A 14,528-nucleotide genomic window follows, 5' to 3' on the forward strand; every position below is an offset into this window, starting at 1 on the left:
GTTCTTTTATTAATTTTCCGGCCACAGCCCTTTGGCTGCATCCGGTGTGTTCTCGAGGTATTTGCGGTACAGCGCGAAAAAAGTAGCCCCATCCAGCAACTCGATATTCGGATTGCGATCGCGGATTTCATCCACCACCTGCACGTACCACGTCGGTGATTTCAGGATATTGCGGAACCAATGGAAACGCAGCGGCCGCTTATCCACCCGATTGACGATGATCTGGGCCGCCACAGCCGGATCTTCCTGATTGACGTCCTCATCCGAACGGAATACCGGCATCTTACCATGCAACAATGTCAATGGCACTTTCTGCGGCACGATGCCGTCCGGGCTGAACCGCGCATAGGCATCCAAACCTGCCTCATTCAATCCCGGTGCCTCTCCATCGATGACGAAGCCCGTGATGGAAAGCCCCCATTGCTTGTAATAAGGGATGTTGTGCGCAGCCCACTGTTGGGTCGCGTCGGGCAGCCCCGATACATCGCGCGGTGCCTGCAGCATGCCCGGCATCAAGTATCCTGCTCCGTTATCGGCCGCCGCAAAATAATCGTTCGGCGTAGCCGATAGCCAACGGTATTCCATAACCATGGGTGCACGCTGTGCAAGCACCGGGCTGATGCACCACATCAAGGGTACCTTCCCCCGGTTGGGATCATCCCAAAGCGTAGGGGTAGTCTGCGATAGCCAGGAAGCGGCGTCATAATCGCCTACATAAAATACCAGGTATTCTTTTCCATTTTCAACCAGCTTGCCGTCCGCGGTCAGGTAGCCCCGTTCCACCAGTTCCTCATCGGTCACCCGCTGCTGTGGATAGCTGTCTTTCAACGGATAGTGCTGCCAGAACGAAGCATTCGCCAACGCACCATAGCCGATGGCATCCGCATCCTTAAATGCATTGTAGGCACTGATGATCCGCGAGTATTCCCATTCCGTGGGCACGTCGTCATGCTTGCCGCCCGCATGCTGAGTGTACTTGAAGGCCCATGGTGGAAATCCCCCGATATGAGTAAATGTGTTCCCGTTGCCGTTTTGCTGATACGCAAGCAACAGGAATTCCTTCAACGTTTCCAAGTCGGTCCCCAGCCGTTGTTTGGGATCGTCCGTGGCGGGCTCATCAGCCCAGGGGCTGAGATCGAAGAAAAACGCATTTTTGCTGACAAAGTAGTCGTGATTGGACAGCGTATGGTGGTTGCGGTTTATCCGCGTGGGGTCGGTCATCCAATGCTGGTCGATGTAATACGCACCGAATGCGGTATTGCATTTGCCCTTTTTGAGATAGTGTTCGATGAACCACCGATAAGCATCATTCTTCGCCGATCCGCTGGATGGACGCGAAGTACCCGATATCGTTCCTGACCCCGTGAAAAGCGGCTTTCCATCCTTCTTCACCAACCAAACCTTTACCGGTAGCCGGGGGCCCGTCTTCACCAATTGATGGTACAGGCTCCCCGCTTCAGGGTCATAACGCACAGCGATCAGCCGTTCGGCACCCGCAACCGCAGAGGCGACATTACTGGTAGCCGGCACCGCAGGATCGTACACGACCACGCCGCCGATGTCGTTCCGGAACGCCCCGATCAGGGAAACGATATCCGGATACACCACGGTATCCCTACCCGCCAACCACGCCCCTTCCGTACGGTATTTACTCCACCAATAACGGTCGATATCGTGCTGGCCATTTTTCACGAAATAGGTATACAACCGGGGAGACTCGCGGTTGACCACTCCTTGTAGCGTGGCTAATGTATGGGCGTGGTCCCATGCACGTTTCACTTCGCGGGGATGAGCCCAGGTGCCCTCCAATGCATACCCCAGGTCGAATACAGCAATCGTATTGGACGACACAGCGGTCTGCCCATACGACATGCTGTTGTACATCATCACACCCACAATAAACACAAACAGACTTACAACACGCATAGCAAACTGATTAATCGATGGTTAGTCTAATCGCTGGCGCGTAGTTAAATTTAGCTTCCGGCACAGTGATTACCGCTCCAATCCGGAAGAAGTATTGGCTTCCCGATTTCAACGCCGCCCGGTTTTCCGCAGCATCGATTACCAAGGTAAACGTTTCATCCTCGTCAACCGTTCTGCCGAGTTGCGTTTCAGAAGCAACGCTCCGGATAGGCTCGCCCACAATCGGCTCCGCATGGGCATAAAGGCCTATCCTGCTTACCACTTCCGGCACCGTTTGCTGCAATTTGAAAGTCGCTACGATTTTTGTTCCTTCTTTCACGATCGACGCGTCCTTCACCCGGATGTACGGCTGCACCCGAAAATCCAGTTTCGTATCGCTACCTATTTGTATTTCCTGTTCCGCTACTTGAACAAAATTCCGTAGCTCCGGCTGTATCGTGTAGGTATTGGCAAACAACAGCGTGTTGGCATAGGTACCGTCATTTTTCACACGCAGGTATTGTGGCTGAACAGGATCATAGCCATGCTCGATGATTTTGATGGTTGTTCCCCGGATGATGTCTTGCTCTACCAATTCATTGGTTTCCTCATCAATGATTGTTCCTGAAAGCTGCGCATTGGGCGCATCGTAATTATCCAACTCGCAAGCACTTGCTGTAACCACCAGTATCGCGATGGCTAACACTTGCTTTATATTTATCGCTATCTTTTTCATTAGAATCACTTGTAGTCGTTAGTATTGCGGATTTTGAACTAAGCCATTTGCGCCCACTCCGGGGATGTGCGCATAGTAAAAATTGGTCGGAAATGTCAGCGGATTTTCCCTCGACAAATTCTTACGAACAAAAATGTATTTGGCTGGGCTCACGCGCAAATCCAATATCGGCACCAATGCCTTGCGGATGGTGTTGTTGAAAACCTCATGGTAGTCACGCCTGCGAACCAAATCCCAATAGCGTTTATTTTCAAACGCCAGCTCCACCCGGCGTTCGCGCAGTACATTTTCCAAGCTCAGTTCAATGTCTACGGTATGTCCGGCCCGGCTACGGATTGCATTGATTGCATCTTTGGCCGTTGCTTGTGCGTTGTTGGCGGTATAGTTACTTTCCACTACCGCTTCGGCATAGTTCAACAGGATTTCTGCATAGCGGAATTCAATCCAGTCAGTTGTCGAATAGGTAAGGTTAGGTGGAACGGGATTCGGCGACAGGAATTTCTTGAAGCTGAATCCGGTGCGTGTCATATTCCCCAGGTACACCTCAAACCCCGAATAGTTGGCCCAATTCGCAGCGCCGTAGGTGTAATACGTTACACCATTCACTGCAATTTCATCCTTTGTCTCAATTTTCGGGGTACCATCCGGCTGGATATAACCACCCTGTATAATAATGGTTTTCCCTTTCCATTCTGTACCGGGCAATACGACGGTAGCCCACAGCCGGGCATCCTTATCTTTGAAGATGTCATATGGTGTGTCAAATCGCAGATACGTTTTGCTGGGATTAAACCCATTGTAGTCATTTACATTACCGTCTGTAGTGGTCACTATTGGCGCACGCTGGCCCGGGTTGCTGTAGCTTTCGTACAAATCCACGAAATCAAGTGTTGGATTCATCCGGCCTGGATGCGGCGCACCATCAGACGTCTGGTTCGGGTTGAACCAAAAATCGTAGCTATGCCCCGACGACCCGGGATTGGTGTAACCTTTGGTAAAAATCACTTCATTGGCTGCGCCATTGGGATTTTGGAAAAGTTCCATATAGTTGGCAGTGGCCTCTTCTGGAGAGGCAGGTGTGGGCTTGTGCAAAGAAAAACCGCCTTCATCCATGATTTTACGCGACGCTTCGATGCATTGCTCGTAATAATGATTGGCCAATGATGATTCCAGCCCCACAAGACCTTGAGATACAGCGGGGCCCGAAAGTGGTGCCTTCGACCAATATTTAGCCAAGGAGGCCGCATGCAACGCAACGCGTGACTTCAGCGCGTAGGCTACCCATTTCGTTGCTCGCCGGTTATCTTCCGTCCGCGAAGTGGGTAAATTTTCAATGGCAGCGTCACACTCCCCCAGTACAAAGTCCCAAGTCTCTTGTTCAGTACTTCTCGGTACTTTTAAGCTCTCCACGTCTGGTGTATATTGCTGAACGCTGGTAATCAACGGAACACCGCCATAACGCTTCACCAATGCAAAGTAGGTAAATGCGCGGAGGAAATGTCCTTCGCTCAATAACGTGGCTTTATCAGCGTCGTTCAGTGAAGACACGGTCGGAATGGTTTCTAGTAAGAGGTTGATGTCCCGGATCAGCTTATAACCGGGATCCCACCATTGGAAATTACCCCCACCGTCTAGTAAATGGCTGAACTCCGAATTTGCCGCATCGTCAGTCTGCGTAGCCGGCGCGATACCGGCCGTATTAATGTTTGCGGTATTGAATCCTAACCGTCCGAATGAAAAATCTTCAATCGGCAGCTGGCCGTAGAGGTTGGCTAAGTATACCCTTACCCCTTCCGGCGTCGCAAATAGCGTTTCGCCATCCAATTTATCCAATGGCCTAAGATCCAACACGTCCCGGCAGCCCGACACCGATAAGACCATGACCATAATTATGCTTAAAATACGTATTTTCATGTTATAATGGATTAAAAAGTCAAGTTAACCCCAATGTTAAAACTCCTACTCAGTGGATATACCCAACCGGTGTTCAACGCACCTTCAATCTGTTCGGGGTCGAATGCTTTCACAAACGGATCCGTGATGGTCAACAAGTTGTATCCGTTCGCGTATACCCGCATCCGTTGCAATCCCAAGCGTTGTAACAACTGCTGGTTGAAGGAATAGCCGAGCTCAAGGTTCTTCAGGCGAACATAAGAGGCATCCCTGCGCCACACCGAACTCTCGTGGTACATCGCGCCGATATCAGATATCCTGCGGGTGGCAGGCCATTCGCCCGGTATCCATTCGCTAGTCGGGTCGTACGGATCGGAAAGATGCCAACGGTCGTAGAAATATGCCGGTAGGTTACCGTCTCCCCAGAAGGTCTCCGCATACGCATGTGTAAACCGTACCGAATAATTGCCGGATCCCTGCCAGAGCATATTGAAGTCAAAACCTTTCCAGTTAGCTGCCAAAGTCAACCCAAAGAACATTTTTGGATTGCCACCCCAAGCCAACGGCTGTGCGTCTTCTCCATCAATCACGCCATCGCCATTCGCATCCCGATACCTGAAGTCGCCGATCATTTCACGGCTGTTGCCGAGCTCGCCATTTTGTATCGGGGCACCTAGCAATTCATCCTCCGATTGGAACTGACCGATTTTGTCATACATCCACACCACATCACTCCAGCGATTGGCTTGTCCGTTCCGCCACCGGTCCATACTGTTTACAAACGGTCCACGTTCAACATATACATTCATGGTACGTGCGAAGTTGAAATTACCGCCAATATCGAAGCGGAAATCGCCAATTGCTTGGGAATAACCCGCGGCAAACTCAATACCGCGAACGCGGTCGCTGTTCAAGTTTTCCTGCGGTAGCGACCCGCCGAACGTATTGGGCAGCGATACATTTCGCACGGCTAGTAGTCCGGTACGGTCACGCTGATACACGTCAAATTCAAGATTCAGGCGCCCATCAAACAAACCCAGGTCCACTCCGATATCTGCGATTTTTGACTGAAACCATGTCAGCTCCTGGTTTACGATTCCGGGGGCAGCCACGCCGGATACGTAGGCACCATTGGAAAACTCATACCCCCCACCGCCGCTTGTCGAGAACCCGGGCACATATTGGAAGGGATTACCGGCATCTTCACCCACCAATCCGTACGAACCGCGCAGCTTCAGGTTGGAGATAAATGACACATTATCTTTGAAGAAGCGCTCTTCCGAAACGCGCCATCCCGCCGATACCACAGGGAACAAGCCCCAACGCCGGTCCGGGTGGTATCGGTATGATCCATCATACCGGGCCGCAACCTCAAGCAGGTATTTCCCTACATAATCATAGGTTAACCTACCGATGAACGACCGGTTCCCCCATTGGCTTTCCATGCCGCTGGTCCGTTGGTTATTTTGGTCGCCCATGTCGATCTGATCATTCGTAAAGAACTGGAATTCACGCGAAAGGCCAGACGACCGGGTCCATCCATTGCGCTCCTCATACACCAAGGTGGCGCCAATATTATGGCTATCAGCCAGCACCGTATTATACAAAGCCTGTACCTGCACGCTCACGCGGTTCATGTCGGAATACCCATTGCCCAGTACGGTAGGGTGCCTTAGCGTGGCGGCATTGTATTGATCGGCGGCAGCATCGTACGAATACAATTTGTAGCTCTTCGATAGGGCCTTATTTAAATAATTATTTCCGTCGTATGAGGCCACCCCTTTCAGTTGCAATCCTTCCAGGAATGGCACTTTATAGGTCAGTGTGACGGCCGACTGGAACTGCTTGTCGACGTCCTGCGTATATCCTGAAATGTTCGGGTCGGCAATCGCCACCGGATTGGAACTCTGCCCATCCGTGATGTGGGTCGGGTAATCGGTGTTCCCGTTGAGGTAAGGCTTATTTGTAGGCAATGCAGATATCGTACCCCGGAGAATATCAAAAATACTGTATCCCGCGCCGTCCTTCCGGTCATACCTCCCGGCGAGTTCCACCGATGCCGTCAACTCGTTGGTCAACTTGGCCGTCAGGTTCGTACGGAATGTGTATCGGTCATAACCAATTGCCTCAGACTTCAGCAATCCTCCATCCCGCACAAAACCAAAGCTCGAGAAATAGTTTACGCTTTCGGTTCCCCCCTGCGCGGACAACGTATGCTGCTGCTGCCCTGCCCACGGCTTCATCGTTTCGTCGTACCAATTGGTGCTTTCATAACCGGGGGCACCTTGCTGGTATTTTTCCAACTCTTCTTTCGAGATATAAGGCGGAAGCCCGACATTGATCGCCGCATCGTTACGCATCTCCATCCATTGCGCCGCATTTGCGATCTGCGGCATATCGGTCGGCGATTGCATTCCGACCACCACTCCATACTGGAATTGCGGTTTCCCCTGCTTTCCCCGCTTGGTGGTCACGATGATAACCCCGTTGGCCGCATTCACGCCGTATACTGCAGCCGATGCATCCTTCAGTACTGAAATGCTTTCGATATCCTCCGGATTCAACCGTTGGAATTCACTACCGCCATCGCGCACAATCCCATCGATGACATAGAGCGGTGAGCCGAATCCGCGGATGTTGATCATCGCATTAAAATCGCCAGGACCACCGGTATTCTGGCGTATTTGCAGCCCCGGCACTTTTCCCTGCAATTTCTGTGCAAGGCTGGAGTGCGTCGTTGTCTGGATGTCCTCGGCTTGGATTGTACTGATCGCCCCTGTCAGGTTCGCCCGCTTTTGTGTGCCATAGCCCACCACGACGATTTCCTCCAATTGCTGATCCAGCGGAAGCAGGGTCACGTCAACCCGGCTTCTGCCATTGACTGCGATGCGCTGCTGGGCGTAGCCTACGAACGAAAACACCAACGTATCACTGGCATTTACCGAAATCCGATACCCCCCATCGTCGTCCGTCGATACGCCCAAACCGGGATTAGCTGCAGATGACACCGATACCCCTGCAAGCGGTTCATTTCCCGATCGCACAGCACCGATTACGTTTACCTGTTCCTGGCCATGGCTTATCCCATGTGCTGCAGCGGTCACGTGACTGGCCAAGAAAAAGGCTCCCAATAACACCAAAATACATTTAGTGATCCGTTGAGCAATTAATTTCACTACATTGTTCATTTTTGTTAGTATAAGTATCAAATCATTTAACCTATTGAATTGTCATTGTTCATATCGCTTAGCGCTGCCATGCGAAAGTTCAGCCAGTATTTCCACTATCAAATCTTGTTGGATTCATGTTGTTTATAAGTTGGTTTTTTAACCGGTCGCGTGACCTGCGCGTATCCGGAGTATCTTAATTGCTTTCAAAAAGTGCCTGAAACCAAGCGGTTGTCTTTGTCAAACGACGCAGTAACTGCGATGGTTGCATCGTCCGAGTTAACTTTCAAAATTGGCGTATCGGCCACGTAGTTCGCCATGCGTGCGCCCACGACCGAAATGGTCAACTTTTTCGCGTCGCGCACCATTAAATAGCCGAATGACTTGCCCACTGTTGTGAGTGCCGGATTGTGACCCGAAAAAGCCTCAACGTTATTGAGTGATAAATGGCCGCTCCCTTCGACCAAAATCGGGTGGATCGACTGGATGTCTTCACCGGTATTGGCAATGATTGAACCCTGTGCTACCATCCAGTTTCGGTTAAATGTATTCGCTCCCAATTTATGGATACCGATGGTCACGCAATCCAAATTGAAATTGGTCAACTGCCCATACGATTCGGCCCCGAGAAGGATACCTCCATAGGTACCAAAGCAAAATACATCGATCAGTTGTGCATTGTCCGTATGGTCGATTCGGTAGGCATAAGTTTGGTTACGGATTACCGCATCTACCATGGCCTTGCCATAGGTGCGATCAAACCGGCGCATGATTGCCGGATTCACATGGCAATCCAATATCCGGGGGATATCATAACAATAATCGATGGTAATAAACTTTCCGCTCAACGGATACCCATAACAGTCGCGGATTAATAGCAGTTCGCAATGGCGTTCTGCGGTTGCGCGGAAGTCCATTGTCTCGTATTCGCCATAAAACGTCAATGCAGATAGCGTTACCCCTTCCACGCGGCCGGATTTCTCCAGGGTAATGGTGGGCGGGTACGGCTTGATAGCGTCGGGGTTTGCATGGGTTTGTTCCGGATACCAAAATTGGAGGTTAGCAATCGCTGTCGCCGATTGGACCGCAATAAACGGATGCGCATCGTCGACGATCTTGATCAAACTACCTACAGGAGCCGCGCGGTCCGGATGCTTGCTCCCTCGTGGGGAAACCGGGCTCCCGCCCCTCAACGACACATTTTCCTTCAAAACCACCCCTGATGCAATTTCGTACCCCTCGGCAGTAGGCTCCAAAAACAGCACGCCACCGTCTCGTGACGCCTCATCAATGGCCCGCTGCAGGTTATCACGGTTTATCGTTCCGGTGTTTGACGGCAATACCCCAAAAGATCGGAGATTGATCCATCCCTCCTGGTCTACATGATCAGCTGCTGGTCTATCCAAGCCACCTAACCGATGCGTCGGATTCGCGATAGTTGCAACCGCCACCAATAGGGTAGCCCAAACTAAACCGATTGCTTTCATACGTTGTAAAATCATCTCGTTAATGTGCTGTTCGCTGACTATCCATCTCCAATTCCAGCACTCCGCCCCCCATAAGCTGTTCATGCGTAAAGAAAAGTTCGTCCAACGCCTTTCCGTTAAGCTTTGCCGTACGCACGTAGATATTTTTGTCCGTATTACCCTTAGCCAATACGCCGAATGATTTGCCGTTGGGCAATTGAATACTGATCTCCTCAAACGAAGGGCTGCCAATGGCATATAGCGGAATGCCAGGCGTTACTTGGTAAAAGCCCATCATCGAGAAGACCAACCAAGCCGACATCGCACCACCATCTTCATCGCCGGGCATACCAAATACATTATCGGTAAACCACGTATTTACCAGCATGCGGATGCGCTTCTGCGTTTTCCAAGGGTTACCCAGGTAGTTATAGAGATACGGGATGTGCAAGCTCGGCTCGTTGCCCATAGCAAATTGGCCAACCAGGCCAGAGGCGTCCGGCTGAATGGCCCAGAATTTCCATTTGGGCAATCCCAAATCGGTTCGAAACAGTTCATCCAACTTCGCTTCGGCGGCGACCTTGCCGCCCATCAAGCTAAACAATCCGTCCAAATCATGCTTCACGTGCCAATTATAGGTATAGGCATTATTTTCCGTAAAGTATTCCCGTCCGGCTAAGCTCGGATCATAGGGTTCGATCCATTCGCCCTTTGCATTTTTTGGCCATACGATTCCCTTGTCTTCGCGAAATACGTTGCGATAGTACTGCGCTCGGTCTAAGAATAGGGCCGCTTCACCACCTCTACCGGCAGGTTCGGCCAACTGTGCTACACACCAATCGCTGTAACTATTCTCCAGCGTCACGGAAACCGCTTGACGTTTTTCCCAGCTCGGTTCCACCTCGCTCACTGTTTCCGGCTCTCCGGGTACTAAACCGGGCATATAACCATTCGCATTGTAAAAATCATCCAATGTTGACGGTGGCCCGTTACGCCAAGGCAGTAGGGTAGCCTCCAGTGAGTTCTTACGCAGGCCCTGGTAGGCCGTCTTCACATCAAAATCACGTAGGCCCTTGGTCCATGCATCGGCCATCCATGCCGCCGTATGATTGCCCACCATGGCGGGCCAATCCCCAAACGTGGCCGCGAACGTCGGCATCCATCCGGTTTGCCCGTACATCTCGATGTAGGATCGAAGCATGGCCTGATCCTTTTCGGGATCGAGAATCATGTTTAACGGATGGGGAGCAATATGTGCATCAAATATCCAATTATCAACATAAAACGGCTCATCTGATTGATGAATTTGCTGGTCGAAGGCACTGTAATACTGACCGTATTCATTGATATCCACCATCCGTTCGTAAGTACGATACAGCGCTGTGTAAAATATCCGCTTCTTGCTTTCGTCCCAACCGCGCACCTGTATTTTCGACAATGCGCCCGCCCAAGTACGTTTAGCCTCCGCTTTCACGGTCGCGAAATCCTTCCCGGCGATTTCCGCTTCCAAATTATGCTTCGCTTGCTCAATGCTGATATAGGAAACGCCATACCGCAGTTCGAGCACGCTACCGTCCGAAACGACCGTTGCGAGCACATTCCTCCGTCCTTCGGGTCCCTGCACGTCGAGGTCTTTGATGGATCCGTCAAAAGAAGCATAGAAAAATACCCGCATTCCGTTATAGTGTTCTTCGCCGACAAAGGCACTATCCCCCTGCGTCTTTATAAATCCGCCCGTATTGATGATGGAAAACCGCAAGCGGTGCTCGATCGATCCGTCTGCATTCGCGATCCGGAAGATACCGCTCTTAGTCGCGGGAGCCACGGCTACCCGATCATAAGCACGAGCATCGATGACCTCATAACTATAAGGGTGCGCTTCTTGACTATGGATGACGATTTTGGATTGCCAGGGATCCTCCGCTCCAAATACGGGTGAAAACGCAAAAGCTGAGCCGATTCGGTGCGAAATGACTGTCAGGGGAAATCCCGCCACTTGATCATCCAATTCATCTTTCTTTATTGGATGTACGCGGACCATGCTATTGGGCAGGTGCACAAGCGGGCGTGTCGGTTCCAGGATCAACCCAACCCCGCCAATCGTCGGATCCACATAATCTTCCAACCCGCCTTTCCGCTCCTCAACGGAGCCACATCTTGAAAGCATCGATCCCAAGAGTATCGTAATCAATAACAACCTATTCCCCATCGTCTATTTATTGGGTTTATCTCCCATCTGCAGCTCCAACACGCCACCCGTCAGCAACTGCTCGTGCGTAAAAAACAACCCATCCAATGGGGTGCCGTTGAGCCTGGCTTCTTGCACATATATATTTGCTGTCGAATTGCCCCGCGCAATGACCTTAAACTCGTTGCCATTTGGCAGTTGGATGGCTACCTCTTCAAACGAAGGGCTACCGATGGTATAGGTCGGTACGCCCGGTGTTACCTGAAAGAAGCCCATCATGGAGAACACCACCCATGCAGACATCGCTCCACCGTCTTCATCGCCGGGCATACCGAATACATTGTCGGTAAACCAGGTATCGATGAGCATCCGGATACGCTTTTGGGTTTTCCAGGGTGAACCGAGGTAGTTATACAGGTATGGAATATGCAAGCTTGGTTCATTTCCCATCACAAACTGTCCCACCAATCCCGACGCATCGGGCTGAATCGCCCAGAATTTCCATTTGGACAACCCCAAGTCTTGACGGAATAATTGATCCAGCTTAGCTTCGGCGGCTTGTTTTCCACCCATCAGGCCAAACAACCCATCCAAATCGTGCTTCACATGCCAGTTGTAGGTATAGGCATTCACTTCGGTGAAGTACTCCCTGCCCGATAGGCTCGGGTCATAAGGTTCTACCCATTCTCCAGCTGCATTTTTGGGCCATACCATCCCCCTATCCTCCCGGAATACGTTACGGTAAAACTGGGCGCGTTTTAAAAACAGGGGCTCCTCCCCGCTTTGGCCTGCAGGTTCTGCCAATTGGGCGATACACCAGTCGCTGAAACTGTTCTCCAACGTTACGGACACCGCCTGCCGTTTTTCCCAGTTCGGATCGACACGGCCAACGGTTTCGGGCTCACCGGGAGCCAACCCGGGCATATAGCCGTGCTCGTTGAAAAAATCATCCAGTTCGCTGGGAGGGCCATTCCGCCACGGAATCAGGGTAGCCTCCAATGAGTTCTTGCGTAGGCCCTCATAAGCCGTCTCTACGTCGAAATCACGCAAGCCTTTCGCCCATGCGTCGGCCATCCACGCCGAGGCGTGATTACCCACCATTGCCGGCCAATCACCGAATACGACGGCAAACGAAGGCATCCATCCGGATTGTTTATACATTTCGATATACGATCTGATCATCGCTTGATCCTTTTCAGGATCTAAGATCATGTTCAATGGATGGTGAGCGATATAGGAATCCCATACCCAATTATCCATAAAAAACGGCTCGTCGGAAGTATGTACGCGTTGATCAAAACCACTGAAATATTGACCATGTTCATTGATGTCAACCATGCGCTCATAAGTGCGGTATAATGCCGTATAAAAAACACGCTTATGCGTATCGCTCCCCACGACATTGATCTTCGATAGCGCATCGCGCCAAACGTCGATGGCTTCCGACCTGATCGCTTCAAAGCCCTTGTCCGCAATTTCTATTTCGAGATTCGCCTTTGCTTGGGCTATACTGATAAAAGAGATGCCGTACTGCATTTCCAGCACCCCGTTTGCCGACTTGACGGTTGCCAAAAGGTTCTTTTTTTGTTCAGCGCCTTGTTCATCGGTACCTTGGATCTTTCCATTAACCGTGGCATAAAAGAAAACCTTCATTCCATTATAATCCTCCTCTCCAGCAAACGCACTTTCGCCCTCCGGCTTGATGAAGCCCGTGGCGTTTATGACCGAAAACCGGAGTCGGTGTGTGGTTGACTGGTCTGCATTGGTAATCCGAAAAACACCACTTTTGGCCGCGGGAGTCACGGCAACTCGGTCATAGTTCGTCGCGTCTACCACTTCGTAGCAGTAGGGATGTGCTTCCTGCGCGTGTATATCAATCGCTGCCTGCCACGGATCGCCTTCAGCAAATACCGGCGAAAAGGAAAAGGCCGAACCTATCCGGTGTGAAACGACCGTCAACGGGAATCCCGCTATCCGATCATCCAATTCGTCTTTCTTCGACGGATGGACACGCAACATACTATTGGGCAGATGCACCAGCGGCCGCGTAGGCTCCAAAATCAACCCAACCCCCCCAATCGTCGGATCCACATAATCCAAAATCGATTTTCGATTTTCCTGGCCATTGCCTCTCACGAAAAGCAATCCGACAAATACGCTAATTATTATATACCTTTGCATTCTTGTATTTACAGGTTCTAAAAAAACTGGTTACTCACAACTCAAAAACAAATATACAAAGCAAACTTGTATATACAAGAAAAAATTAAACAAACACCGTTCACAACCAATTGCCAGTTATTCAAAATTCAAACTAACATATTGCAAAAAAGGCACTTGAGTTAAAACTAACAATAGAAAAAAATACAAAAAAAATTTCATATTTGTATATACAAGTATTAATATTGCATCAAAGCAAAACGGGTCATCCAATTTGTCCCACTTAAACGACACATATGGTTAAAGAAGCGAACACTCCCATTTACAAAACCTTAATCAGCGATTTAAAAAAGCAGATTGATGATGGACATTATAAGAAAGGTGATCTATTACCCTCTGAAAACGAGTTGTGCAAAACCTATAATACCACCCGTCCAACGGTCCGGCAAGCGCTTAGCGAGTTGATCAGGCTGGGTTATATCGTACGGCATCATGGCAAAGGAAGTATAGTCTCCGAACCCAAAAGCGGATTGGGTATCCTATCCATCAAAGGATCAACGGCAGGTGTCGGCAAAAAAAATCTCCGCACGCAGATCTTGGCCAAAACACAAAAAACCACGTGGCCAGCCGATTTTCCATATGAGTTGTCCGCCATCCAGTCTGAAGCCGGATGCCTGTATCTCGCGCGTCTGAGGCATGTCAATGGGCTGCCCACACTGTATGAAGAAACGTACATTACCGACATTGACTTACCTCGGTTCACGATGCACAACCTGGAGAAGCATTCGTTATTTGAAACGCTGAATAAATACCATAAGGTGGAGATCAAAGAAGGGGAGCAAAAGATATGGGCAGTTTCCGCCGACAAAAATCTGGCTGAATTACTCGCTGTAAAAACGGGCAAGCCCATACTTCACATGAAACGCAGCATGCAGACAAACCGGCCCCACCTTACCATCTACTCCTTCCTTTATTGCAACACGGAAGAATATTTCATTCAGGATTACTTTTAG

8 protein-coding genes are annotated in these 14,528 nt (G+C 50.4%); 1 reads left to right on the forward strand and 7 read right to left on the reverse strand.

Translation table 11 applies throughout. From position 1 onward, the window contains the following. Nucleotides 1-9: 9 nt before the first annotated feature. The 7 genes from IEV98_RS22820 to IEV98_RS22850 all read right to left on the reverse strand — a co-directional run bounded on the left by IEV98_RS22820 (nt 10) and on the right by IEV98_RS22850 (nt 13,536). Nucleotides 10-1,926: a GxGYxYP domain-containing protein gene (locus IEV98_RS22820; protein ID WP_229738926.1), complete on the reverse strand. Its 1,917-nt coding sequence runs from the start codon at nt 1,924-1,926 to the stop codon at nt 10-12. 10 nt (nt 1,927-1,936) lie between these two features. Beyond that, nucleotides 1,937-2,641 carry a DUF3823 domain-containing protein gene (locus IEV98_RS22825; RefSeq protein ID WP_188508356.1) on the reverse strand — a complete coding sequence of 235 codons (705 nt, stop codon included), beginning with the start codon at nt 2,639-2,641 and terminating at the stop codon, nt 1,937-1,939. A gap of 18 nt (nt 2,642-2,659) precedes the next feature. Next, nucleotides 2,660-4,555, reverse strand: coding sequence for a RagB/SusD family nutrient uptake outer membrane protein (locus IEV98_RS22830; protein WP_188508357.1), 1,896 nt, complete (start codon nt 4,553-4,555; stop codon nt 2,660-2,662). 11 nt (nt 4,556-4,566) lie between these two features. Continuing rightward, the gene (locus IEV98_RS22835; protein WP_188508358.1) at nt 4,567-7,722 is read right to left on the reverse strand and encodes a SusC/RagA family TonB-linked outer membrane protein; all 3,156 of its coding nucleotides are present in this window, start codon (nt 7,720-7,722) and stop codon (nt 4,567-4,569) included. Between the two features lie 185 nt (nt 7,723-7,907). Next, nucleotides 7,908-9,203: a hypothetical protein gene (locus IEV98_RS22840; RefSeq protein ID WP_188508359.1), complete on the reverse strand. Its 1,296-nt coding sequence runs from the start codon at nt 9,201-9,203 to the stop codon at nt 7,908-7,910. Nucleotides 9,204-9,207: 4 nt separating this feature from the next. Next, on the reverse strand, nt 9,208-11,376 hold the full coding sequence (locus IEV98_RS22845; RefSeq protein ID WP_188508360.1) for a GH92 family glycosyl hydrolase: 2,169 nt from the start codon (nt 11,374-11,376) through the stop codon (nt 9,208-9,210). Nucleotides 11,377-11,379: 3 nt separating this feature from the next. Then, nucleotides 11,380-13,536, reverse strand: a complete 2,157-nt coding sequence (locus IEV98_RS22850) for a GH92 family glycosyl hydrolase (RefSeq protein ID WP_188508361.1) — start codon at nt 13,534-13,536, stop codon at nt 11,380-11,382. 275 nt (nt 13,537-13,811) lie between these two features. Between IEV98_RS22850 and IEV98_RS22855 the strand changes: the two genes are divergently transcribed. Next, nucleotides 13,812-14,528, forward strand: coding sequence for a GntR family transcriptional regulator (locus tag IEV98_RS22855; RefSeq protein ID WP_188508362.1), 717 nt, complete (start codon nt 13,812-13,814; stop codon nt 14,526-14,528).

Source organism: Parapedobacter pyrenivorans (assembly GCF_014636865.1).
GTDB lineage: Bacteria > Bacteroidota > Bacteroidia > Sphingobacteriales > Sphingobacteriaceae > Parapedobacter > Parapedobacter pyrenivorans.

What these genes read in the sequence shown, in the direction of transcription:
- IEV98_RS22820 (WP_229738926.1), bottom strand. Translation starts at nt 1,926, where the DNA reads ATGCGTGTTGTAAGTCTGTTTGTGTTTATTGTGGGTGTGATGATGTAC.
- IEV98_RS22825 (WP_188508356.1), bottom strand. Translation starts at nt 2,641, where the DNA reads ATGAAAAAGATAGCGATAAATATAAAGCAAGTGTTAGCCATCGCGATA.
- IEV98_RS22830 (WP_188508357.1), bottom strand. Translation starts at nt 4,555, where the DNA reads ATGAAAATACGTATTTTAAGCATAATTATGGTCATGGTCTTATCGGTG.
- IEV98_RS22835 (WP_188508358.1), bottom strand. Translation starts at nt 7,722, where the DNA reads ATGAACAATGTAGTGAAATTAATTGCTCAACGGATCACTAAATGTATT.
- IEV98_RS22840 (WP_188508359.1), bottom strand. Translation starts at nt 9,203, where the DNA reads ATGATTTTACAACGTATGAAAGCAATCGGTTTAGTTTGGGCTACCCTA.
- IEV98_RS22845 (WP_188508360.1), bottom strand. Translation starts at nt 11,376, where the DNA reads ATGGGGAATAGGTTGTTATTGATTACGATACTCTTGGGATCGATGCTT.
- IEV98_RS22850 (WP_188508361.1), bottom strand. Translation starts at nt 13,536, where the DNA reads ATGCAAAGGTATATAATAATTAGCGTATTTGTCGGATTGCTTTTCGTG.
- IEV98_RS22855 (WP_188508362.1), top strand. Translation starts at nt 13,812, where the DNA reads ATGGTTAAAGAAGCGAACACTCCCATTTACAAAACCTTAATCAGCGAT.